Source organism: Methylobacterium litchii, assembly GCF_038442315.1.
Taxonomy (GTDB): Bacteria; Pseudomonadota; Alphaproteobacteria; order Rhizobiales; family Beijerinckiaceae; genus Methylobacterium; species Methylobacterium litchii.
This window is the reverse complement of the sequence record NZ_JBBXMY010000001.1, coordinates 404,474-427,093: the sequence shown is the minus strand read 5'-3', so window position 1 is coordinate 427,093 and position 22,620 is coordinate 404,474. Positions and strand designations below refer to the sequence as shown.

Genomic DNA, 22,620 nt, shown 5'->3' with positions numbered 1-22,620 from the left:
GCCTCCGCTTCCCGCCGACACGACAAGGTGTCGGCGGGCCTCTCCCCGCAGGCGGGGAGAGGGGAAGGGTGCCCCGTCAGTTCACCTTACCCTTGACCACCTCGTAGATCTCTTCGGTCAGCGGCCCGGCCTCGGCCAGGATGCCTTCCAGTTCGTCCAGGCGCTCCTTCGCGAACTCGCGATCCTCAAGGCCCTTGGCGTTGACGTAGACGTTGAGCGCGGCGCTGCGCAGGCCCGCATAGGCCGAGAGCACCGCGACGCCCGCGTCCGACACGACGTTCAGGTTGCCCTTCTCCGCCGTGATCTTGGCGAGGTCGATCACCGCCCGGCAGGCCCGGCAGCAGGAGAGCGGCACGTCGCACGCCTCCTTCAGCGCCGCCTGGATCCGCTCGGAGCGGGTCGCCTTCTCCTCGTCGGTGCCCTTCGGCAGGCCGTAGGCGCCCATCACCGCGTCGAAGGCGGCGACGTCCTGGGCGATCATGCCGGTGAGGCCGACGCGCAGGCCCTCGGAGCGGGCCAGCACGTCCTTCAGCTCCGCCTCGACCTCGACGTACTTCTTCTTGCCGATGGTCAGGTTGCACACCATCGAGACCAGGGCCGCGCCCATGGCCCCGGAGATGGCCGCCGCCCCGCCGCCGCCGGGGGTGGGGGCGGCGCTGGCGAGTTCCGTCAGGAACGTCTCGATCGAGTCGGACTCGGGCCGGGTCTTGTCGCCCATCACGCCATCTCCTTGGCGAGCGCGTAGATCTCCTCGGCGTCGAACATCGTGTCGGTGCTCTCGAAGAGCTTGCCGATGCAGGCGCGGTGCAGCTTGAGCTTCAGGCCGCCGATGCCGAGCGCGCCGAACGCGCTCTTGCCGTGGCGCTCCTTGCCCTTGTCCATGGCGTCGAGGCCGCCGATGCCCGTCGGGGGCTGGGCGTTGTAATCGGCCAGGAACTCCACCGCCGGATCCTGGCTCCAGGCCGATTCCGGCAGCAGCTCGACGCCGATGGCGCCGGCCGAGAAGATCAGGTTCTTGCCCTTGGCGAGCGCGATGCGGGACGCCTCGTCCGGCGTCGCCGCGGCCTGGACGCTCACCTTGAAGCGCTTGTTGATGGCATCCGCCGCGGCCTGGGTCTTGTCGAGGCTGCGGCCGGCGATGGTCACCTGCGCGCCCTCGCCCGCCAGGAGCGCGGCCGAGCGCATGCCCACCGGGCCGGTGCCGGCGAGCACCACGGCGGTCTTGCCCTGCAGCGAGCCGGCGGCCTTGGCCACCAGCGCGACGCCAGCGGCGGCCGTGGTGTTCGAGCCGTTCGAATCCAGCATGCAGGAGACGCGGAACGGGCCGAAGAAGCGCTTCTTCACCGCCGCGAACACCGCCTCGCCCTCGGCCATGGAGCCGCCGCCGACGAAGATCGCGGTCGACTTCTTCTCCGAGCCGCCGCGGGTGTAGATCGTCCCGTCGACATAGGCGCCGACATTGTCCGGCGTGACGTTGCCGTATCCGGTGATGTGGTCGGCCCCGCCATCGTAGCCCACCACCACGTCGAAGACGCTCGGGGCCGCATCGGTGTCGAACTGGAACAGCAGCTTTTTCATGGGCTCGTAAGTCCTGCTTTTAAATCAGGTCAATGTACCGATCCGCTCACCGTCTTTGCGAGCGGAGCGAAGCAATCCAGGGCAGCGCCACATCCGGAGACGTCCCGCCGCCCTGGATCGCTTCACTGCGTTCGCGATGACGGGGGGGGTGAGGCGAAACCTACCCCTCGACCACGTTCTGCGGCTTGCCGGCGACGAACGCCTCGACGTTGTCGACGAGCTGGTCGGCCAGGATCTGCATCGCCTCCTTGCTCGCCCAGGCGACGTGCGGGGTGACGATCAAGTTCGGCAGATCCGCCTCACACAGGATGTTGCCGTCGCGCGGCGGCTCCTGCGCCACCACGTCGAAGCCGGCGCCCGCGATGGTGCCGTCCTTGAGGGCTTCCAGCAGCGCTGCCTCGTCCACGAGGCCGCCCCGGGCGGTGTTGATGAGGATGGCGTTCCTCTTCATCCGCTTGAGTTCGGCCGCGCCGATCAGGCCCTTCGTCTCCGGCGTGAGCGGGACGTGCAGGGTGATGACGTCGGACTGGGTGAGCACCGTCTCGAAGTCGGACAGGCCCTCCTGCGGGAAGGTGTCGTAGGCCAGGACCTTCATGCCCAGGGCCTCGGCCCGCTTGGCGATGGACTTGCCCAGCGCCCCGTAGCCGACGATGCCGAGCGTCGAGCCGGCGATGTCGTAGATCGGGTAATCGAAATAGCAGAACTGGCGAGACTTCGCCCAATCGCCCCGCTTCACCGAATTGGCGTAGGGCACGATGGCCCGGCGCAGGGCGAACATCAGGCCGACCACGTGCTCGGGCACGGTGTTGAAGGCGTAGTTGCGGATATTGACGACGGTGATGCCTTGGGCCTTCGACTGGGCCTTATCCACCACGTCCGTGCCGGTGGCGGCCACCGCGATGAGCTTGAGGTCCGGGAGCTGCTTCAGCACCTCGGCGCGCATCGGCACCTTGTTGATGAGGGCGATCTCGGCGCCCTGCAGGCGGGCGACCGTGTCCTCCGGCGTCCAGGTCGATTCGTGCTCGACATACTCATGCTCGAAGCTGAACGGCTTCAGCGTCGCATCGAGCGATTCCCGGTCGAGGAACACGATTTTCTTCGCCATGGGTCGTCGGCTCCCTCTCCGGCGGCCGGGCGGCGGCCGGCTCTGTCTGGATTGTCATTCTTATTGGCGTCCGGCGGAGGGGGCGAGCCCTCCGCCGGCCACGGATCACGCCTTGTGCAGCGGATTCTCGCGCAGGTAGCTCGACGCGGCGGCCACGCCGGAGCCGGGCGTGACCTTCACGCCGCAATCGATCATCGCCATCTCCGCGCCCGCGATGGCGCCGAGCAGCGACAGCTCGTTGAGGTCACCCAGGTGGCCGATGCGGAACACCTTGCCCGCGACCTTGGACAGGCCGGCGCCGAGGGAGAGGTTGTAGCGGTCATAGGCGTGGCTGATGACCTTGGCCGCATCGGTCCCCTCCGGCACGACGATGGCCGTGACGGTGTCGGAGTTCCACTTCGGCTCCTTGGCGCAGGTCTTCAGGCCCCAGGCGGCCACGGCCTGGCGGGTCGCCTCGGCGAGCACGTGGTGGCGGTGATAGATGTTCTCCATCCCCTCCTCCTTCATCACGGCAAGCGCCTCGCGCAGGCCGTAGAGGAGCGGCAGGGCCGGAGTATAGGGGAAGTAACCGCCCTTGTTGGCGTTGAGCTGATCGGACCACGCGAAGTAGACGTGGCCGAGACGGTCGTTGGCGCCGCCCTGGCCGCCCTCGGCGACCTTGAGCGCCTTCTGGCTGACGCAGAGCAGGCCGAGGCCCGCCGGCAGCATGAAGCCCTTCTGCGAGCCCGCCACCGCGCAATCGACCTTCCACTCGTCCATCTTGAACGGCAGCGAGCCGATGGAGGAGATGCCGTCCACGAAGAGCAGCGCCGGGTGGCCGGCGGCGTCCATCGCCTTGCGCACCGCGCCGACGTCGCTCGTGACGCCCGTGGCCGTCTCGTTGTGGACGATCATCACCGCCTTGATGGCGTGGTCCTTGTCGGCGCGCAGGGCCTCGCCGATCTTCTCGGGGTCGGCGCCGGTGCCCCATTCCTCGTCCTGGACGATGACGTCGAGGCCGAGGCGCTGGGCCATGTCGACCCAGAGGTGGCTGAACTGGCCGAAGCGGGCCGCGATCACCTTGTCACCCCGGCAGAGGGTGTTGGTCAGCGCCGATTCCCAGATGCCGGTGCCCGAGGACGGGTACAGCAGGATGGTGCCCTCGGTCGTGCCGTAGACCATCTTGGCGTCTTGGAAGAGCGGCTTGGCGAGCTCGGGGAAGCTCGGCGAGCGGTGATCCTCGGACTGCACCGACATCGCCCGGATCACCCGGTCGGGGATCGTGGTCGGACCGGGGATGAACAGGTGGTTGCGACCGGGGCGCCGGGATGCGGCCATGATGTCTCCTCCGAATTGGTTTCGCGCACGGGATCGGGCCCGAGGCGGGATGTGTCGCGCTCGTCGGGGTGTCGGGCTTCGGGGAATGCCGGGCGGGTCCGCCCGCTCTCGCGGCCGGCGCCCACCCTGGACCCTGGGCGCTGCGGAGCGGCAGGCGGCTCGTGCCGCTCGCGTCGCGGCGCGCCGTAATCCCGCGCCGGTCGCCTCCGATGTGCCGTCCTATCCTCGCGGCGCCGGATCTCGCGCCGCATTCCCTTCCGCGCTGGCCCCACCGGCGGCCCGGCCGGGGCCGTCGGATCGCATGTATTATGGGATGGTGAGGCCCCAAAGCAAAACCGATAAATCTTCGGAGGGGCGCCAAAAAAATTTGGCGTGCAGTGCAACCTCTCGCCCTGAAGGTTGAACGCACCTTCTCTCGACAGTTGCTCCGGCCCGACCAACCGGCATCGTCATCAAAACGAGACGTAATCGCGCTCTGGATCCCAGCACTTGTCGCGGGGAGACCGAAGAGTGGCAGAGGACGACGACAGGCCGATCCGCGTCCGCACCCTGTTCCTGTCCGATCTGCACCTCGGCACCAGGGGGTGCCAGGCGGGGATGCTGCTCGGCTTCCTGAGGGACTACGACGCGGACACCATCTACCTCGTCGGCGACATCGTCGACGGCTGGCAGCTCCGCTCCGGGTGGTACTGGCCCCAGGCGCACAACGACGTGGTGCAGAAGCTCCTGCGCAAGGTCCGCAAGGGGACGCATGTCGTCTACCTGCCGGGCAACCACGACGAGTTCCTGCGCGACTATGTCGGCACAACCTTTGGTGGCATCGAGATCGCCGACACGGCGCTGCACGATTCGCCCGACGGCCGCCGCTACCTCGTCATCCACGGCGACCAGTTCGACATGGTGATGCGCCACCAGCGCTGGCTCGCCCATCTCGGCGACGGCGCCTACACGCTCGCTCTGTGGTTGAACACGCTCATCAACCGCTTCCGCCGCCGGCTCGGCCTGTCCTACTGGTCGCTCTCGGCCTGGGCCAAGCTGAAGGTGAAGAACGCCGTCAGCTTCATCGGCAAGTTCGAGGAGATCCTGGCCGAGGAGGCCCGCCGCCGGGGCGCCCAGGGGGTGATCTGCGGCCACATCCACCACGCGGCCGACCGCGCCATCGGCGACCTGCGCTACCTCAACACGGGGGATTGGGTGGAATCCTGCACCGGCATCGTCGAACATTACGACGGCCGGATCGAAGTGATCCACTATCCCTCGCTCCTGCGCGCCAAGGAGGCCGAAGCGCAGGCCCAGGCCGAGACGCAGCAGGCGCTGCCGCCGGGACGGAGAGCGGTCGCTTGAGGCTGCTGATCGCCAGCGACGCATGGCACCCGCAGGTGAACGGCGTGGTGCGCTCCCTGGAGCAGATGGTGCGGCGCGCCCCCGCCCACGGCTTCCAGGCCTCGGTGCTGAGCCCGTCCGAATTCCCCTCGATGCCCCTGCCGGGCTATTCCGAGATCCGCCTCGCCTGCCCGGTGCCGGGTCGCCTCGCCGCCCGCTGGGACGAGGCGGCGCCGACCCATGTCCACATCGCCACCGAGGGGCCGGTGGGCTTCGCGGTGCGCCGCCGCTGCCTCGCGCAGCGGTTGCCCTTCACCACGAGCTACCACACCCGTTTCCCCGAATACCTCGCCGCCCGCGCCCCCGTGCCGGAGGCGTGGTCCTACGCCTATCTGCGCCGCTTCCACGGGGCCGCGAACGGCACGATGGTGAGCACGGGAAGCCTGCAGACCGAGCTGGAATCACGGGGCTTCGGGCGGATCATGCGCTGGACGCGGGGGGTGGACACCGACCTGTTTCGCCCCGCCGCGCCGGGGACCCCGGAGCCCGCCGCCCTCGCCGGCCTGCCCCGGCCGTTCTTTCTGTTCGTCGGGCGCCTCGCCATCGAGAAGAACGTCGCCGCCTTCCTCGCCCTCGACCTGCCGGGCACCAAGGTGGTGGTGGGCGACGGGCCGGACCGGGCAAGGTTGCAGGGGCTCGCCCCGGAGGCGCGCTTCCTCGGCACCCGGACGGGAGCCGACCTCGCAGCCGTCTACGCCGCCTGCGACGCCTTCGTCTTCCCGAGCCTCACCGACACGTTCGGCATCGTGCTCCTCGAAGCCCTGGCCTGTGGCCTGCCGGTGGCGGCCTTCCCCGTTCCTGGCCCCCTCGACGTGATCGGCACGAGCGCCGTCGGCGTGCTGGACAACGACCTGCGCGCGGCCTGCCTGCGGGCGCTCACGCTCTCCCGCGCCGCCTGCCGCGACGAGGTCCTGCGCCGGGGCTGGGACGAGAGCGCCCGGCAATTCTACGGGAACATCCTCCTCGCCCGGCGCCTCGCCGAGCCGCAGGCGGCGTGACGCGGACGCCCGCAGATGCCAGGAGGGCGCCATGCCGCCCTTCGACCCCGCTCTCGCCGCCCACTACCCCATCGTCATCGGCTGCGACGAGGTCGGGCGGGGGGCGCTGAGCGGCCCGGTGGTGGTCGCCGCCGTCTGGTTCGCGCCGACCGCCATCCCGCCGGATCTTCTCTCCTCCCTGGACGACAGCAAGAAGCTCCCGGAGCCGGTGCGGAACCGTCTCGCGCCGCTGATCCGCCGGCACGGGCGCGTCGCCCTGGCGGCGGGCTCGCCCGCGCTCATCGACCGGATCAACATCCGCGCCGCCACCCTCGACGCCATGGCGCGGGCGGTGACGAAGCTCGGGATCGATGCCCCGGTCTATGTCGATGGGCGGGATGCGCTGCCGGGCTTCGCGGGGAAGGCCCTGGTGGGGGGCGAGCGGCTGGTGCCGCAGATCGCCGCCGCCTCCATCGTCGCGAAGGTGATGCGTGATGCCTTCATGCGGCGCCTCGCCCGGACGCATCCCGGCTATGGCTGGGAGCGCAACGTCGGCTACGGCACCGCCCTCCACCGCGCCTGCCTCGCCACCCTCGGCCGCAGCCCGCACCATCGGATGAGCTTTACCCGCGGGTTCAGAACAGACTGAGCTGCGCCCCCGGCGCCCGGAAATCCTCGCAGTTCAGGGCCATGCGCCCGAACGCGAACCCGAGCCGCCGTCCCGCGAGCCGCACCCGCTGGCTCACCATCTCGGCGTAGGGCCCCTCCCCCCGGAAGCGGTGGCCGAAGCGCGAATCGTTCTCCTGGCCGCCGCGCGACTGGCGAAGCAGGGCGAAGGCCCGCTCCTTCCGCTCGGGGTAATGCGCGGCGAACCAATCGGCCACGAGGTCCTTCACCTCCCCCGGTAGCCGCAGCAGCGCGTGGCCGATCCGGCTGGCCCCATGGGCGCGGGCGGCCTCCAGCACCGATTCGATCTCATGGTCGGTGAGGCCGGGGATGATCGGCGAGACGTTGACCATCACCGGCACCCCCGCTTCCGACAGGGCCCGCATGGCCGCGAGCCGCTTCTCCGGGCGCGGCGCGCGGGGGTCGAGGCGCCGGGACAGGGTGGGGTCGAGGGTCGGCAGCGAAATCGCGACGAGGGAGAGATTCCGCGACGCCATCCGCGCCAGCAGCTCGAGGTCGCGCAGGATCAGGTCCGATTTCGTCGTGACGCCCACCGGATGGCGGGCCTCGTCCAGCACCTCCAGCACGGCGCGCGTCAGGCGCTGCTCCCGCTCGATGGGCTGGTAGGGGTCCGTCGCGGTGCCCAGCGCGATGGTCTCCGGCCGGTAGCCTGGCGCCGCCAGCTCCCGCCGCAGCAGCCGCGCCGCGTCGGGCTTGGTGAACAGCCGCGATTCGAAATCGAGCCCCGGCGAGAGCCCGAGATAGGCGTGGGTCGGCCGGGCGTAGCAGTAGATGCAGCCGTGCTCGCAGCCCCGATACGGGTTGATCGAGCGGTCGAAGGGGATGTCCGGCGAAGTGTTGCGGGCGATGATCGACGACGAGCGCTCGGGCCGGACCTCCGTCCGCAGGGGTGCCGGGGCCTCCGGCTCCCAGCCATCGTCGAACGCCTCCCGCCGGGCGGGCTCGAAGCGACTGGCGGGATTCGCCGTGGCGCCGCGCCCCCGCCGGCCCTCCGGCGGTGGGGTGCTCCCCGGCAAGCGCAGGGCGGGAGACGGGTCGTGGCGCATGGGTCGCTCCTCTTGGGAACGTAACACGAACATTCTGATTGGTCTGCCGAAAATGCGGGCAAAACGAAAGACTTGAGCCGTCGAGACCGGGAGGGGCGTTGTCCCGCGTGGAGAATCGGGTATGCGCGCCGCATGCTCTCCGCCGTGACCCTCCTCGACGATCCGGCCGATCCGGATGCGATCGACCGGCTGGCCGACACCCTCAGCGCGCTCGTGTCGGGCGTGGCGGGCGGCCTCGTCGGCGATGCGATCATCGTCGTACCGCGGGAGGCGCCGGGGGTGGAGACCGTCGCGGAGGCGACCGGCGCGGTCCTCGTCGTCCATGACGGCGGGGCGCCCTTCGCGGCCGGAGCGGCGCACGCCCGGCGCGACTGGATCCTGTGCCTGGAGGCCGGCGACGTGCCGGCCGAGGGCTGGATCCGCACCCTCGACCGTTTCGTCGGCATGGCCAAGGCCGACATCGGCATCGGCCGCCTTCACCGCTTTGCGCCGCTGCGCACCCGCCTCCTCGCCCGCATCGAGGGCGTGGTCGGCGCGCGCGGCGTCCGGGCCGGGGACGTGGTGCGGAAGGAGGACCTTCTCGGCCGCTCCGGACGCAGTGGGCGGCTGCGCATCCGCACCCTGAACGGGCGAATCGACCGGTCCTGAGCAACAACTACGACGGTGCGAAAGCTCATCCCATGTAATTGTGGGATGCATCCCTGGCGGAACGGCCGGAAACTTGCTCAGTTGCCGGCAACGATAAGCCGCCGCCTTGGCGGAGCCGCTGTGGGACATTGCCGATGGATAGCTCCGGCCTGATGGCGCGCAAGTCCGTCGAGGACATCGTCTCGGGTGGGGAAGCGGAGGCGCAGAGCCTGTCGCGCACCCTCGGGCCGTTCTCCATCATGGCCATGGGCATCGGCGCCATCATCGGCGCGGGTATCTTCGTGCTCACCGGCACCGCCGCCGCGCAATATGCGGGCCCGGGCATCATGCTGTCCTTCGTACTCGGCGGCATCGCCTGCGCCTTCGTCGGCCTGTGCTACTCCGAGATGGCCGCCCTGATCCCCGTGGCGGGGTCGAGCTACACCTACACCTACGCGACGCTGGGCGAGTTCTTCGCGTGGTTGATCGGCTGGGACCTGATCCTCGAATACGCGATGGGCGCGGCGACGGTGGCGGTCGGCTGGTCGGGCTACGTCACGAGCATCCTCAAGGATGTCGGGATCGTCATCCCGGCCCAGATCGCCCACGCGCCGGGCACCGCCATCGAGGGCGGCGGCACCGCCCTGTTCAACCTGCCCGCCGTGCTGATCGTGGCGGTGCTGACCCTGCTCCTGATGCGCGGCACCAAAGAATCCGCGCGGCTCAACAACATCATGGTGGCGGTGAAGCTCGTGGTCGTCCTCGCCTTCATCGGGCTGGGCTGGCGCTACACCAACTCGGCCAACTGGAGCCCGCTGATCCCGCCGAACGACGGCACCTTCGGCCAGTACGGCTACAGCGGCATCCTGCGCGGCGCGGGCGTGGTGTTCTTCGCCTTCATCGGCTTCGATGCGGTCTCGACGGCGGCGCAGGAGGCCAAGCGCCCGCAGAAGGACATGCCCATCGGCATCCTCGGATCGCTGGCCGTGTGCACGATCCTCTACGTGCTGGTGGCGGCGGTGCTCACCGGCCTCGTCCCCTACAAGGACCTGAACGTGCCGGACCCGATCGCCAAGGGCGTCGACGTGATCGGCATCGGCTGGTTCGGGGCGCTCATCAAGCTCGGCGCGCTCACCGGGCTCACCACGGTGATCCTCGTGCTGCTCTACGGCCAGAGCCGGATCTTCTACACGATGGCCTCGGACGGGCTGCTGCCGAAGCTGTTCTCCCACGTCCACCCAACCTACCAGACGCCCTACCGCAGCCAGGCCTTGATCGGCACCTGCGTCGCCCTGGTGGCGGCGCTCGTACCGATCAACATCCTCGGCGAGATGGTCAGCATCGGGACGCTGGCCGCCTTCTGCCTCGTCTGCGGAGCGGTGATCCACCTGCGCCGCACCGAGAAGCGGATGAAACGCCCGTTCCGCGTCCCCGCCGTGCCGCTGGTGCCGATCCTCGGCATCCTGTTTTGCCTTCTGCTGATGGCGGGCCTGCCCCTCGACACGTGGCTGCGCCTCTTCATCTGGATGGCGATCGGCCTCGTGATCTACTTCTTCTACGGCCGCCGCCACTCCGTGCTGCGCAAGCGCAACGGGACGACGGTCTAACCCGCCCCCCGCCGCAGGTGCTCGTCCAGGCGGGGCATGATCTCGACGAAGTTGCAGGGGCGGTGGCGGTAATCGAGCTGCTGGCCGAGTATGCCGTCCCAGGCATCCCGGCAGGCGCCGGGGGAGCCCGGCAGCACGAAGACGTAGGTCGATTTCGCCACCCCGGCGGTCGCCCGCGACTGCAGGGTCGAGGTGCCGATCTTGTCGTAGGAGATGCGGTGGAACACCGCCGAGAAGCCGTCCATGCGCTTCTCGAACAGGGGCTCCAAGGCCTCCGGCGTCACGTCGCGGCCGGTGAAGCCGGTGCCGCCCGTGGTCAGCACCACGTCGACGGCCGGGTCGGCGAGCCACTGCTCCACCTGCGCCCGGATCCGCGCCACCTCGTCGGGGACGATGGCGCGGCCGGCGAGGCGGTGCCCCGCCTCGGTCAACCGCCCGACCAGGGTGTCGCCCGAGCGGTCGTCCTCGGGCTTGCGCGTGTCGGAGACGGTCAGCACCGCGATCCCCAGGGGGATGAAACGGCGGGCTTCGGAAATATCGGCCATCGGTCAGGGCTCTCCCGGTCGTGACGGGAGATATGGGACGGACCCGAACGAAGGGTTAGGCCGCGCGTCGTCGCGCGGCCGCTCCGGCGCCCGGCACCGCCACCGGCTCGGGCAGGCCCGTCGCCCGCAGGATGCCCTCCGCCCCCGCCAGGGCGCCCTCGCGCAGCTCCAGCCCGAGAAAGCGGTCGCGCTCGAACGGGCCGGGCATGGCCAGCCCGGTGGCGAGATCGCCGCGGAAGCCGAACCGGGCGTAATAGGGCGCATCGCCCATGAGCAGGATCGCCCCATGGCCCAGCGCCTCGGCCCGGCCGATGGCCGCCTGCATCATCACCGAGCCGAGCCCCTGGCCCTGCACCGCCGGATCGACGGCGAGCGGCCCGAGCAGCAGCGCGGCCCGGTCCGGCCCGGCCTCGACGTGCCACAGGCGCAGGGTGCCGACGAGCTGGCCCCGGCGCATCGCCGCGAAGGCAAGGCCGCGCGCGGGCAGACGCCCCTCGCGCAGGCGCTCGGAGGTCTTGGCACGGCGGTGGCCGGGAAAGCAGACGTCGAGCAGGCGCTCGCGCGCCGGGACGTCGTGGGGGAATTCCGTGCGGATCTCGATCACAGGCATGCCCTCCCAGGGTGGACCCAGGTGACAGAACAGGAGTGCGGACGGACGAACCCTTCCGCGCGTGCAGGGCGATGGCGCCCTGCTAGATCACGATCTGCTGCAACGGCGGGAAGCCGTTGAAGGCGACGGCCGCATAAGTCGTGGTGTAGGCGCCCGTTCCCTCGATCAACACCTTGTCACCGATCAAGAGGGAGACCGGCAGCGGGTAGTGCTGCCGCTCGTAGAGCACGTCCACCGAATCGCAGGTCGGGCCGGCGATCACGCAGGGCTCGGTCCGCTCGCCGTCGTGGCGGGTGCGGATCGGGTAGCGGATCGCCTCGTCCATCGTCTCGGCCAGCCCACCGAACTTTCCGATGTCGAGGTAGACCCATCGGACCTCGTCCTCGTCCGCGGACTTCTTCGAGACGAGCACGACCTCGGCCTCGATCATCCCGGCATTGCCGACCATGCCGCGACCCGGCTCGATGATCGTCTCCGGGATGCGGTTGCCGAAATGCTTGGTGAGCGCGCGGAAGATCGCGTCGCCGTAGCTCTCCACGCCCGGGACGGCCTTCAGATACTGGGTCGGGAAGCCGCCGCCGAGGTTGACCATCGACAGGAAGATGCCCCGCTCGGCGCACTCGCGGAAGATCGCGGCGGCCGAGGCCAGGGCCCCGTCCCACGCCTCGGTGTTGCCCTGCTGCGAGCCGACGTGGAACGACACGCCGTAGGCGGCGAGGCCCTGGCGGTGGGCGTGCTCCAGCACGTCGGTCGCCATCTCCGGCACGCAGCCGAACTTGCGGGAGAGCGGCCAGTCGGCGCCCGCGCCGTCGCACAGGATGCGGCAGAACACCTGCACCGCGCCCGCCTCGAGGCCGGCGGCAGCGGCGGCGCGGGCGATCTTCTCGACCTCGGCCTCGCAATCCACCGCGAACAGACGGATGCCGTGCGCCAGGGCGCGGCCGATGCAGCGCTCCTTCTTGATGGTGTTGCCGAAGGAGATCCGGTCCGGCGTGGCGCCGGCGGCGAGCACCATCTCGATCTCGGCGACCGAGGCGGTGTCGAAGCAGGAGCCCATCTCGGCGAGCAGGCGCAGCACCTCCGGCGCCGGGTTCGCCTTCACGGCGTAGAACACCCGCGTGTCCGGGAGGGAGCGGGCGAAGGCGGTGTAGTTCTCGCGCACGACCTCGAGGTCGAGCACCATCACGGGGCCCTCGTCGCGGCCGAGGTCGCGGCGCGCGCGCAGGAAGTCGCGGATCCGGTCGGTCATGGTAGGCTCCCATCCACGTCTCGAGAGCGCCCTCTGCCGGAGCGCCATGTCGAAATCAGGCGACCTCGCGGCCGCCGGCGTCAGGGGGCGATGCGTCGCGCGGTGCGGCGTGCTTTGGAGACACGTCGATCCGAGCGGGCGCAGAGCACCCGGAAGCTGCCGTGGATTGGAAGGGAGAATCCCCACCGCACGCCGGGCAAAGAGAAACAAGCCTCTTCGGTGCCGACCTTTGGAGGGTCGGCGAGACCAAAAAAGCCCGTTCGTCGTTGCTTTAAGCTGCGTCCCCCGTGGAGAGCGGGGTTCGCCGGTTTCGCCTCCGGCTGCCGGTTGTTGTCGGGGTCCGGTGTTGCCACCTGGATTGCCGGAAGCGGGGGATCCACCCCCACGACCATCGATCCTAAGACCCCTGGCGGCTGTCCGGCAGTTGACCGGATACCCACCAACCGACACGCGGCCACAGGCACGTGCGAAATTGGGCAGGGCGGACATAAGGGCTGACGACCCCGACGGCAAGACCGAATTGTGCCCCATCCCCAAAATGCAACCCGCCGGGCCGTTGGTGTTGCAGCGGCGCCGCATCCGGGGCATCTCCCACCGGCACAGGGATCCGACGGACGGGCGATGGCAGGGCCGAGAGTGACGCAATCGACCGCAGCGCGGGCCGCCGCGTGAACGCTCCCCTCCGCGAGATGCCGCCGGCCCGGCCGGAACCCGATCTGCGCCCGGCCACCCTCGGCGACCTCGACGCGCTGGTCGCCCTGGAACACGCCGCCTTCGCCACCGACCGGGCGGAGCGGCGGGCGATCCGCCACGCGATCCGCTCGCCCACCATGGACGTCCTGGTGGCGCTCCTGGACGGGGACGTGCTCGTCGGCGCAGCGGTGCTGGAGCGCCGCCGGGCGAGCCGCATCGCCCGCCTCGCCTCCATCGCCGTGGCGCCGAACCGGGGCGGGCTCGGCCTCGGCGGCCACCTCCTCGACGCGGCGGAGGAGACCGCCCGCGCCCATGGCTGCGACCGCCTGCGCCTGGAGGTCCGCGCCGACAACGGCGCCGGCATCCGCCTCTACGAGCGGCGGGGCTACACGCGATTCGCGGTGCGGCCGGATTATTACGAGGACGGGATGGAGGCGTGGCGCTACGAGCGCTCCCTCTGAGGCCCGCCCCGAAGACGCCCGATTAGAGGATTCTTACGGGCGGCGGCGCTAGATCCTGGGCGCCGCCGCTCCGCACGGACCCGAACGCCTTGGCCGTCATCGCCGCCTTCATCATCAATGCGGGGCTGAACTTCGTCCTCGGCCTGCTGATCGCGCGGCTCCTCGGCCCGGCCGATTTCGGCCGCTTCGCCCTGGCGACGACGGGGGCCATCGTCCTCAACACCGTGCTGTTCGAGTGGCTGCGCCTCTCGGCCACGCGCTTCTATTCCGGCCGCGTGCGGGTGGACGAGCCGTGGATCCGCCACGGGCTCGACCGGGCCTATCTCCGCCTCGGGATCCTGCTCGCCGCCGCCGCCGCCCTCTGCGGCGCCCTCGGCTACGGCGAGGGCGCGGAGGCCCGCGAGGCGGTTCTCTGCGGCACCGGCCTCGCGGCCCTCGGCATCGGCGTGTTCGATTATCACGCCGCGCTCGCCCGCGCCCGGTTCGACGGCAAGCTCTATCTCGGCCTCGTCGCCGTGAAGAACGGTCTGGCCTTCGTGACGATGGCCGGCGCCGCGTGGTTCCTGCCGCAGCCGGCCTGGGTGCTCGCGGCGGCGGGGATCAGCCAGTTCCTGGCCGTGGTGCTGCTGCGGGGCTGGCTGCGCGATCCGGCGGCGACCTTCGAGCGGGCGCGGCTCTCGACGACCTGGGGCGTGTTCGCCCGCTACGGCCTGCCGCTGATCGCGGCGAACGCCGCCTACCAGCTCCTATCCTTCGTGAACCGGGGCGCCGTGGCGAGCCATGCGGGCTTCGAGGAGGCCGGCTATTTCGCCCTCGCCGCCGACGTGACCTCGCGGGTGCTGACGACCCTCGGCATGGCCCTCGATCTGCTCCTCTTCCAGATCGCCGTCCACGCGGAGGAGCATCACGGCCGGGCGGCGGCGGAGGCGCAGGTGGCGCGCAACGCCGCGATGGTCTTCGCGATCCTGGCCCCCTGCGCCGTGGGATTCTGGGCGGTGCTGCCGGCGTTGCAGGCCCTCGTCGTGCCGGAGGCCTACCGGGGGCCGTTCGAGACCTACAGCCTCGCGCTCCTCCCCGGCCTGTTCGCCTTTTCGATGATGCTCTACGCGGTGAGCCCCGGCGTCCAGATCCGCCGCCGGACGCTGCCGGTGATCGTCGCCGCCGTCATGGGCCTCGTCCTGAACGGGATCGGGCTCCTTGTCCTGCCCGGGGCCTTCGGGGGGCTCGGCGTCGCCTTGGCGCAATCGCTCGGCCTCACGGGCGCCGGCCTGTGGCTCGGCTGGCGGGTGCTCACCGGCCCGGATCGGCTGACCTTTCCCTGGGGGCAGATCGGCGGGGCGGCGCTCGCCTGCCTCGCCATGGGCCTCGCGCTGGCCCCCTTCCGCCACCTGCCGCCGGCCATGGCCCTTGCCGTGCTCGTGCCGGCGGGCATGGCGCTCTACGGCGCACTCGTGTGGGCCTTCGACATCGCCGGCCTGCGCGGGCAGGTCCTCGCGCGCCTGCGCCCCTCGCGGGCGGTGGCGGCGGAATGAGAAAGGGGCGCCCGCAGCGCCCCTTCCGAACCCGTTACTCGATGTCCTCGACCCCCTCGGCGCCGCCATAGACGCGCTGGGCCAGCGACGATTCCATGAAGGGGTCGATATGGCCGTCCAGCACCTCGTCCGGATCGGTGGACTGAGTGCCCGTGCGCAGGTCCTTCACCAGCTGATAGGGCTGCAGCACGTAGGAGCGGATCTGGTGGCCCCAGCCGATATCGGTCTTGGAGGCGGCCTCCGCATTGGCCTTCTCCTCGCGCTTCTTCAGCTCGGCCTCGTAGAGGCGGGCGCGCAGCATGTTCCAGGCGGTGGCCCGGTTCTTGTGCTGCGAGCGCTCCTGCTGGCACGCCACCACGATCCCGGTCGGGTTGTGGGTGATGCGCACCGCCGAGTCCGTCGTGTTCACGTGCTGGCCGCCAGCGCCGGAGGAGCGGTAGGTGTCGATCCGGCAGTCGGATTCCTTGATCTCGATCTCGATCCGGTCGTCGATCACCGGATAGACCCAGACGCTGGCGAAGCTGGTGTGCCGCCGGGCGTTGGAATCGTAGGGCGAGATCCGCACCAGACGGTGCACGCCGGATTCGGTCTTGAGCCAGCCATAGGCGTTGTGGCCCTTGATCAGGAGCGTGGCGCCCTTGATCCCGGCCTCTTCGCCGTCGGTCATCTCGACCACGTCGACCTTGAACTTCCGCCGCTCGGCCCAGCGGGCGTACATGCGCTGGAGCATGTTGGCCCAATCCTGGCTCTCGGTGCCGCCCGCGCCGGCATGGACTTCGACATAGGTGTCGAACCCGTCCGCCTCGCCGGAGAGCAGGGTCTCGACCTGCCGGCTCGCGGCCTCCTTCTCGACGGCGAGGATCTGCTGCTCGCCCTCGGTGATGGAGGCGGAATCGCCCTCCATCTCGCCGAGTTCGATCAGCGTCGCCGCGTCCTCGAGGTCGCGTTCGAGCTTGCGGATGGCCTGGACGGATTCATCGAGCTGCTGGCGCTCGCGCATCACCGCCTGGGCGGCCTCGGCGTCGTTCCACAGGTCGGGATCCTCGGAACGGGCGTTCAGCTCCGCGAGGCGTTTGTCGACTGTATCCCAGTCAAAGATGCCTCCTCAGCAGTCCTATAGACTGCTTGGCGGCATCCGAGGCTTGCTCGATCTCGGCGCGCATCTGGTGTTTCGAAGTGAGGTGTCAGGGCCGGGGTGATACCGGTGGCGTCCGACGGTGTAAATGGGCGAGGACGGCGCTGGGTCACTCCCCCGGCGGCGCCCATTGGTGGAACACCGTGCTGTCGAAGGCGAAGACCGGCTCGTCGCGCTGGTTCATCCCGGTGTTGCGGGCGAAGATCAGCCCCCAGCCGGGGCGCGAGGCCGAGGCGCGCTTGTCCGTGACCTTCGTGGCGAAGCGGATCGTGTCGCCCGCGTAGACCGGCCGGATCCAGCGCATGTTGCGGAAGCCGGGAGACGGCCCCGATTCCGGCACGGGCCCGCGCTCGGCCGTGAAGGCGACATCGCGGGCGCGGGTGGTGAGCAGGCGGTTCATGTAGGCCGCCGCCGTGTGCCAGCCCGAGGCGCAGAGTCCGCCGAAATGCGTCTGCCGTGCCGCCGCGTCGTCGAGGTGGAAGACCTGCGGATCGTAGGCCCGCGCGAAGGCGATGATCGCGTCCGCGTCGAAGCTGGCGGCCCCGAGGTCCCGCGTCGCGCCGATGGCGAGGTCGCGCAGGTAGGGGACGGGCTCGGCGTCGTCCGGCTCCGCAACCGGAGACGGCGTGCCGACCGTGACCGGGCGCGGCGGCAGGGGCTGCGTGCCGCGCCGGGCGAGCATGAAGGTGAAGCGCTGCGTCATCACCGTCTCGTCCCGGCCGTTCGCGAGGGCGAGCAGGGCGTTGACGAAGCCGAGGCCCGGCTTGGTGGCGCTGTCGCGCAGGCCGGTGATCGTCAGGCTCACCCGCAGCGTGTCGCCCGGCAGGACCGGGGCGAGCCAGCGCAGTTCGTCGATGCCCGGCGCCCCGAGGGACGAGCCGCCCTGGAACGGCCCCTGCTGCAGGAGCCGCATCCCCAGCGCCGCCGTGTGCCAGCCCGAGGCGATGAGCCGGCCGGCGAAGGTCTGTTCCGCCGCCGCCTCATCCAGGTGGAAGGGCTGGAAGTCGAAGGCCCTGGCGAAGGCGACGATGTCCTCGCGGCTCACCGTCATCGGTTCGCCGGTCAGCACATCGCCGACGGAATAATCCTCGAAGGCCAGTTCGGGCATTCGACCCCGGACGTTGATCAGTTGGCGAAGCGGAAATGCAGCACGTCTCCGTCCTGCACGACGTATTCCTTGCCTTCAAGCCTGAGCTTGCCAGCATCGCGCGCGCCGGCCTCGCCGTTGAGGCTGGTGTAGTCCTTGAAGGCGATGGTCTCGGCGCGGATGAAGCCCTTCTCGAAATCCGAGTGGATCACGCCCGCCGCACCCGGCGCGCGGGTACCCTTGGTGATCGTCCAGGCGCGGGCCTCCTTCGGGCCGACCGTGAAGTAGGTCACGAGGCCGAGGAGATCGTAGCCGGCGCGGATCACCCGGTTCAGGCCGGGCTCGGTGAGCCCCACGGCCTCGAGGAAGTCGGCCTGATCGGCCTGCGGCATCACCGCGATCTCGCTTTCGATCTTGGCCGAGACCACGACGGCCACGGCACCCTCGGCCTTGGCGCGCGCGAAGACGGTCGCCGAATGGGCGTTGCCCTGGTCGGCATCGCCCTCGTCCACGTTGCAGACGTAGAGGACGGGCTTGGCGGTCATCAGGCCGAGTTGCTGGAACAGCTTCTCTTCCTCGGGCTTGCGCTCCACGAGGCGGGCGGGCTTGCCGTCGCGCAGCAGCGGCAGGGCGCGGTTCACGAGATCGAGGAACTCCTTGGCCTCCTTGTCGGCGCCCTTGGCCTTCTTCTCCAGGGCGACGGCGCGGCGCTCCAGACTGTCGAGGTCGGCGAGCATCAGCTCGGTCTCGATGGTCTCGATGTCGGCGGCCGGATCGACCTTGCCCTCGACGTGGGTGACGTCCCCGTCCTCGAAGCAGCGCACCACGTGGGCGATGGCATCGACCTCGCGGATGTTGGCGAGGAACTGGTTGCCGAGGCCCTCGCCCTTCGAGGCGCCGCGCACCAGCCCGGCGATGTCCACGAAGGTGAGGCGGGTCGGGACGATCTCCTTCGAGGAGGCGATCCGGGCGAGGTCATCCAAACGCGGATCCGGCACCGCCACCTCGCCGACATTTGGCTCGATGGTGCAGAACGGATAGTTCGCCGCCTGCGCCGCCGCCGTCTGCGTCAGCGCGTTGAAGAGGGTCGACTTGCCGACGTTCGGCAGGCCGACGATGCCGCATTTGAAGCCCATGACGTGTCCTAGTGTTCTGCGCCGACGGCTTCAGGGCCGACAGTGAAAGGGTTGAGGATCGTGACGCCGTGAAGCGTGCGAACGTGTTGAAAGTCCTCGGTCAGCAGATACCGGCAGCCGGCGCGAACGGCTGCGCCGAGGATGGCACAATCCCACCATTGGAACGCGGTCTCCCGCCGGAGTGACCACGCGATCCGGATCAATTCAAGGTCGACGGTGCCTTGGGAATAGGCTTCGAGTTCCAGGGTCGCCTGCCGGGCCGCGTCGGCCGTGATCGGCAGCTTTCCCCTGAGCGTCACGTGGAGAAACTCGCCGAGCACCTGAGGGCTCACCACGAGGACACCCCGGTCCGCCAGCACGGACAGCCAGCGCGCCGCGGCGGCTTGCTTGGAAGGTTCACGATCGTCACGGGCGTACAGGAAGACGTTCGTATCGACGAAGACCGGGTCAGTCGTCATCGTACATCTGATCGCGGGTCGGTGCCTTCCCGTTCTCGTCCAGGACGCGCAGCGGCGGACCGGCGAGGAATCGTTTCATCGCCTCGGACTGTGACATCGCCGGCCGCCCGACACGCTGCTCGACCGTCTTGGCGATGAATTCGGACAGACTCGTCCCCTCGCGGGCAGCATCTTCCTGCGCCCGCTGGAGCACCACGTCGTCCAGGCTCACGGTGATGGTCTGCATCGGCCCCGCTCCGTCGCCCTCGATATCGTGTCCCCGTGTTTTCGTGTCAATTTTTGGAACCCAGCGGCTTCACCTCGTCCCAGCCGCGCCCGGCCATGGCGAGGTGGACCTTGTTCTGGAAGCTCGCATCCTCGCCCGCGGCGAGCACGGCGGCGTGGTCGGCCACCGCCCGGCACAGGTCCTCGACCCAGGGCATCTCGGCCTTGCCGAAATCGTTGAGCACGTAGGCATGGACCAGCGCCTTGTCGCCGGGGTGCCCGATACCGAGGCGGACCCGGCGGTACTCGTTCCCGCATTGGGCCGTTATGGAGCGCAGGCCGTTATGCCCCGCATTGCCGCCGCCCTGCTTCACCCGGAGCTTGGCCGGGGGCAGGTCGAGCTCGTCGTGGAGCACGATCACGTCGGACAGCGCGATCTTGTAGAAGCGCTGCGCCTCCGCAACCGAGCGGCCCGATTCGTTCATGAAGGTCTGGGGCTTCAGGAGGATCGCGCGCTCCGAGCCGAGCGTCACCTCCGACGCCTCGCCCTGAAAGCGCCGCCGGAACGGCGCCGCCCGGTGGACGCGGGCGATCTCGTCGATGGCGAGGAAGCCGATATTATGCCGGTTGGCGGCGTAGCGGGGGCCCGGATTCCCGAGGCCGACGATCAGGCGCATCCTGTGCCGGAGCGGCCCACAGACCGCCCCGTCCTCCTATGATGCGCTCACCGGAAGCGAGCGCGCGGCGGGAAAGGCCCGCGCATAGCAGATCGACAGGAGGCCCCCAACCCGATCCTCAGGCGGCGGCGTGCCGGCGCAGGAGGTCTCGGACCATGCGGAAGGGCAGGAGAGGAAGCTTGATCAACCCGCCCAGGGCGACGACGACGAGGACGGTCAGGAGCGCGAGGACGGTCTTGAACACGGCGGAGAACTCCGTGGCACTGCGGCCACAACGCGCCGCGAAATCGCAGTGAGCACCTCAAAGCGGGCAACAGTGTGGACACGGAGACACCGAGCCTGCGGCAGATCGTACGGGACCCCGGTGCAGCCCGAGCATGGCGAGGGGCGCAGAACCCCGTCAGGATTGCGTCACGTTCATGCCATGGTCGGAGGGCATCCGCTCGCCTTCGCCGGTTTGCGCCCCACGGGCGCGTCCCTGCGGTTGTTGAGTGGAAGGAAGTCCGATGTCCAAGACCCTGGCGGCTCTGCTGGCCCTCGCCCTCGGCGCGGCCCCCGCCGTGTCCCTCGCCGAGTCCTCGCCCGCGCGGGACGCGCTGAAGCGGTCCTGCACCGGCGACTACATGGAACTGTGCAGCGAATTCGCCCCCGGCGGCCCGGAGGTCGAGGCCTGCTTTCGCGCCAACATGAAGAAGCTCTCGCCCGATTGCTCCTCGGCGATCACCGCCTACAAGAAGGAGCAGAAGGCCACCCGGCGGGTGAGCGAGGCCCGCTGAGGCGCTCCGCTCCCGGCCGGGACGCGGTCAGGACGCCCGCGCCAAGGTGATGATCGCCTCCCGCGGCACGGCCTCGGGCAGGATCACGACGGGGGCCCGGTCCCCCGCCGGCCCGCGCAGGATGTCGTCCATCTCGGCTTTCGGCATGGCCCGGCCGAACAGGTAGCCCTGCCCGAAATCGCAGCCCTGGTCGGAGAGCCAATCGACGCTGGCGTCGGTCTCGATGCCCTCGGCGGTGGTGGCGAGCCCCAGGCTGGACCCGAGCTTGATGATGGCATCCACCAGCTTCGCGCGCTCGTCGCTCATGGTGATGGCGTCGACGTAGCTGCGGTCGATCTTCAGCTTGTCGAACTTCAGCTCGCGGAGGTGGTACAGGCTGGAATAGCCGGTGCCGAAATCGTCCAGCGCGATGCGCACACCGAGGCGCTGCAGAGAGGTGAGCGTCGCCCGCGTCGCCTCCAGATCCTGGATCAGGGCGCTTTCGGTGATCTCGACCTCGAGCCGGCCCGGCGGGAAGCCCGTCTCGGTGAGGATGGCGAGGATCCGCTCGGCCAGCCACACGTCCTGGAACTGGTGCGGGGCGATGTTCACCGCCAGGACCAGATGCGCGGGCCAATCTCGCGCGTCGAGGCACGCGCGGCGGATCAGGTTGTAGCTCAGTTCCGCGATCATGCCCGTTTCCTCGGCGACGGGGATGAACTCGTTCGGGCTGATCAGCCCCCGCTCCGGGTGGCGCCAGCGGGCCAGCACCTCCAGGCCGACGATCTCCTTGTGCGGCAGGGCCACGACCGGCTGGTAGAAGGGCTCGATCGCCCCCTGCTCGATCGCCGTGCGCAGCTCCGCCTCCAGACGGGCGCGGGCGCGCAGCTCCTCGTCCATGGCGCTGCGGAAAAAGCGGTAGGTGCCCCGCCCCTCCTTCTTGCCCTGGTACATGGCGAGGTCGGCGGCGTGCAGGATCGCGTCGGAATCCGCATACTCGGCCGAGACCGCCGCGACGCCCACCGTGGCGCCGACCTTGAGTTCGTTCTGGCTCCAGTTGATCGGCGTGGCGATGGCGGCGATCACGCTCTGGGCGAGGCGGGTCAGCCCCTCGCTGCCGTGGGTGAGCGGAACGAGGAGGGCGAACTCGTCGCCCCCGAGCCGGGCCGCGACGCCGCCCTGGGGCAGCAGGCCGGTCAGCCGCTCCGCGACGGCGCAGAGCACCGCGTTGCCGGCGGCATGGCCGTACAGGTCGTTGACCGGCTTGAACCGGTCGAGATCGATGAGCAGCACCGCGAGAAGTTCGCCCGAGGCGTTCTGGCGCACCCGCTCGACCTCTTCGAGAAAGCGGCGGCGGTTGGCGAGGCCGGTGAGGCCGTCGTGGCGGGCGATGGCCTCGGCATTCGCGGCGGCGGCGTCGCGCTCCAGCATGAGACGGCGCATCAGGATCGACTTGCGGATGCTGGCGCCGCAGATCGCCACGCCCATGCAGGCGCCAAGGATCATGAAATCCCCGAGCCGGTAGGCCTGCACGGCCTCATGGAGCACGTCGAAGGAACCGAGGGTGATCCCGACGAACCAGATCCCCGCCCCGATCAGGAGCAGGCATAACGTCTCGTAGAGTTCGCCCTTCCGCCACTGTTTGATCGTCGCCTTGGTCATTACGGCCACCTCTTGCGGCCGCATGACACCACCGATCACCTAAAACGGCGTGAAGCCGATGTCCGAAAGATCACCTTCGGGGGCAGGGG

24 protein-coding genes are annotated in these 22,620 nt (G+C 69.8%); 8 read left to right on the top strand and 16 right to left on the bottom strand.

What is annotated here, in order from left to right; all coding sequences use genetic code 11:
* Positions 1–76 precede the first annotated feature (76 nt).
* The 4 genes from fchA to AAHF99_RS02150 form a co-directional block, all read right to left on the bottom strand.
* Positions 77–718, bottom strand: coding sequence for a methenyltetrahydrofolate cyclohydrolase (gene fchA / locus AAHF99_RS02165; protein WP_243959284.1), 642 nt, complete (start codon positions 716–718; stop codon positions 77–79).
* A complete protein-coding gene (locus tag AAHF99_RS02160) occupies positions 718–1,578 on the bottom strand; it encodes an NADP-dependent methylenetetrahydromethanopterin/methylenetetrahydrofolate dehydrogenase (protein ID WP_342162459.1) in 861 nt (286 codons plus the stop codon). The genes fchA and AAHF99_RS02160 overlap by 1 nt, the downstream gene beginning before the upstream one ends.
* Positions 1,579–1,738: 160 nt before the next feature.
* Complete coding sequence (locus AAHF99_RS02155) at positions 1,739–2,683, bottom strand: D-2-hydroxyacid dehydrogenase (RefSeq protein WP_342162458.1); 945 nt, start codon at positions 2,681–2,683, stop codon at positions 1,739–1,741.
* 105 nt (positions 2,684–2,788) lie between these two features.
* Positions 2,789–4,000, bottom strand: a complete 1,212-nt coding sequence (locus AAHF99_RS02150) for an aminotransferase class V-fold PLP-dependent enzyme (protein ID WP_342162457.1) — start codon at positions 3,998–4,000, stop codon at positions 2,789–2,791.
* A gap of 510 nt (positions 4,001–4,510) precedes the next feature.
* Here AAHF99_RS02150 and AAHF99_RS02145 point away from each other — a divergent pair.
* From AAHF99_RS02145 to AAHF99_RS02135, 3 genes are read left to right on the top strand one after another with little or no spacing between them, the layout of a single operon-like run.
* A complete protein-coding gene (locus AAHF99_RS02145) occupies positions 4,511–5,344 on the top strand; it encodes a UDP-2,3-diacylglucosamine diphosphatase (protein ID WP_243959291.1) in 834 nt (277 codons plus the stop codon).
* The gene (locus AAHF99_RS02140; protein ID WP_342162456.1) at positions 5,341–6,381 is read left to right on the top strand and encodes a glycosyltransferase family 4 protein; all 1,041 of its coding nucleotides are present in this window, start codon (positions 5,341–5,343) and stop codon (positions 6,379–6,381) included. The genes AAHF99_RS02145 and AAHF99_RS02140 overlap by 4 nt, the downstream gene beginning before the upstream one ends.
* Positions 6,382–6,412: 31 nt before the next feature.
* The gene (locus AAHF99_RS02135; RefSeq protein ID WP_342162455.1) at positions 6,413–7,009 is read left to right on the top strand and encodes a ribonuclease HII; all 597 of its coding nucleotides are present in this window, start codon (positions 6,413–6,415) and stop codon (positions 7,007–7,009) included.
* Here the strand turns inward: AAHF99_RS02135 and AAHF99_RS02130 are convergent.
* The gene (locus AAHF99_RS02130; protein ID WP_342162454.1) at positions 6,996–8,093 is read right to left on the bottom strand and encodes a PA0069 family radical SAM protein; all 1,098 of its coding nucleotides are present in this window, start codon (positions 8,091–8,093) and stop codon (positions 6,996–6,998) included. The two genes, AAHF99_RS02135 and AAHF99_RS02130, sit on opposite strands and share 14 nt — an antisense overlap.
* Before the next feature lie 132 nt (positions 8,094–8,225).
* Here AAHF99_RS02130 and AAHF99_RS02125 point away from each other — a divergent pair, with 132 nt between their 5' ends.
* Positions 8,226–8,741, top strand: coding sequence for a hypothetical protein (locus tag AAHF99_RS02125; protein ID WP_342162453.1), 516 nt, complete (start codon positions 8,226–8,228; stop codon positions 8,739–8,741).
* Between the two features lie 134 nt (positions 8,742–8,875).
* Positions 8,876–10,327, top strand: coding sequence for an amino acid permease (locus AAHF99_RS02120; RefSeq protein WP_342162452.1), 1,452 nt, complete (start codon positions 8,876–8,878; stop codon positions 10,325–10,327).
* Here AAHF99_RS02120 and moaB read toward each other — a convergent pair.
* The 3 genes from moaB to AAHF99_RS02105 form a co-directional block, all read right to left on the bottom strand.
* Positions 10,324–10,872 carry a molybdenum cofactor biosynthesis protein B gene (gene moaB, locus AAHF99_RS02115; protein ID WP_342162451.1) on the bottom strand — a complete coding sequence of 183 codons (549 nt, stop codon included), beginning with the start codon at positions 10,870–10,872 and terminating at the stop codon, positions 10,324–10,326. The genes AAHF99_RS02120 and moaB overlap by 4 nt on opposite strands.
* Before the next feature lie 55 nt (positions 10,873–10,927).
* A complete protein-coding gene (locus AAHF99_RS02110; RefSeq protein ID WP_342162864.1) occupies positions 10,928–11,476 on the bottom strand; it encodes a GNAT family N-acetyltransferase in 549 nt (182 codons plus the stop codon).
* Positions 11,477–11,564: 88 nt separating this feature from the next.
* Entirely contained in the window at positions 11,565–12,731 is a 1,167-nt protein-coding gene (locus AAHF99_RS02105) for a type III PLP-dependent enzyme (protein WP_342162450.1), read from the bottom strand.
* Positions 12,732–13,420: 689 nt separating this feature from the next.
* Between AAHF99_RS02105 and AAHF99_RS02100 the strand changes: the two genes are divergently transcribed.
* Complete coding sequence (locus tag AAHF99_RS02100) at positions 13,421–13,885, top strand: GNAT family N-acetyltransferase (protein ID WP_342162863.1); 465 nt, start codon at positions 13,421–13,423, stop codon at positions 13,883–13,885.
* An 89-nt stretch (positions 13,886–13,974) separates the two neighbouring features.
* Positions 13,975–15,417 (top strand): lipopolysaccharide biosynthesis protein, encoded by a 1,443-nt coding sequence (locus AAHF99_RS02095; protein WP_243959308.1) that lies wholly within the window; start codon positions 13,975–13,977, stop codon positions 15,415–15,417.
* Between the two features lie 34 nt (positions 15,418–15,451).
* On the opposite strand, the gene prfB is transcribed toward AAHF99_RS02095, so the two are convergent.
* From prfB to AAHF99_RS02060, 7 genes are all read right to left on the bottom strand, one after another.
* Positions 15,452–16,580, bottom strand: a protein-coding gene (gene prfB / locus AAHF99_RS02090; protein WP_342162449.1) for a peptide chain release factor 2 whose coding sequence is annotated in 2 segments (ribosomal slippage) — positions 15,452–16,510 and positions 16,512–16,580 — 1,128 coding nt in all. Because the reading frame shifts where the segments join, the coding sequence is not laid out codon by codon here.
* A gap of 81 nt (positions 16,581–16,661) precedes the next feature.
* Positions 16,662–17,660 (bottom strand): MaoC family dehydratase, encoded by a 999-nt coding sequence (locus tag AAHF99_RS02085; RefSeq protein ID WP_342162448.1) that lies wholly within the window; start codon positions 17,658–17,660, stop codon positions 16,662–16,664.
* 17 nt (positions 17,661–17,677) lie between these two features.
* Positions 17,678–18,775, bottom strand: coding sequence for a redox-regulated ATPase YchF (gene ychF / locus AAHF99_RS02080; RefSeq protein ID WP_342162447.1), 1,098 nt, complete (start codon positions 18,773–18,775; stop codon positions 17,678–17,680).
* Positions 18,776–18,783: 8 nt separating this feature from the next.
* On the bottom strand, positions 18,784–19,233 hold the full coding sequence (locus tag AAHF99_RS02075; RefSeq protein ID WP_342162446.1) for a PIN domain-containing protein: 450 nt from the start codon (positions 19,231–19,233) through the stop codon (positions 18,784–18,786).
* The gene (locus tag AAHF99_RS02070) at positions 19,223–19,459 is read right to left on the bottom strand and encodes a hypothetical protein (protein WP_243959318.1); all 237 of its coding nucleotides are present in this window, start codon (positions 19,457–19,459) and stop codon (positions 19,223–19,225) included. Before AAHF99_RS02070 ends, AAHF99_RS02075 begins: the two co-directional genes overlap by 11 nt.
* A gap of 46 nt (positions 19,460–19,505) precedes the next feature.
* Positions 19,506–20,114 carry an aminoacyl-tRNA hydrolase gene (gene pth / locus AAHF99_RS02065; RefSeq protein WP_342162445.1) on the bottom strand — a complete coding sequence of 203 codons (609 nt, stop codon included), beginning with the start codon at positions 20,112–20,114 and terminating at the stop codon, positions 19,506–19,508.
* Between the two features lie 118 nt (positions 20,115–20,232).
* Positions 20,233–20,358 carry a hypothetical protein gene (locus AAHF99_RS02060; RefSeq protein ID WP_279598080.1) on the bottom strand — a complete coding sequence of 42 codons (126 nt, stop codon included), beginning with the start codon at positions 20,356–20,358 and terminating at the stop codon, positions 20,233–20,235.
* Between the two features lie 262 nt (positions 20,359–20,620).
* Here AAHF99_RS02060 and AAHF99_RS02055 point away from each other — a divergent pair, with 262 nt between their 5' ends.
* Positions 20,621–20,890 carry a hypothetical protein gene (locus AAHF99_RS02055; RefSeq protein ID WP_243959322.1) on the top strand — a complete coding sequence of 90 codons (270 nt, stop codon included), beginning with the start codon at positions 20,621–20,623 and terminating at the stop codon, positions 20,888–20,890.
* A gap of 27 nt (positions 20,891–20,917) precedes the next feature.
* On the opposite strand, the gene AAHF99_RS02050 is transcribed toward AAHF99_RS02055, so the two are convergent.
* Positions 20,918–22,531 carry a putative bifunctional diguanylate cyclase/phosphodiesterase gene (locus AAHF99_RS02050; RefSeq protein WP_342162443.1) on the bottom strand — a complete coding sequence of 538 codons (1,614 nt, stop codon included), beginning with the start codon at positions 22,529–22,531 and terminating at the stop codon, positions 20,918–20,920.
* Positions 22,532–22,620 lie beyond the last annotated feature (89 nt).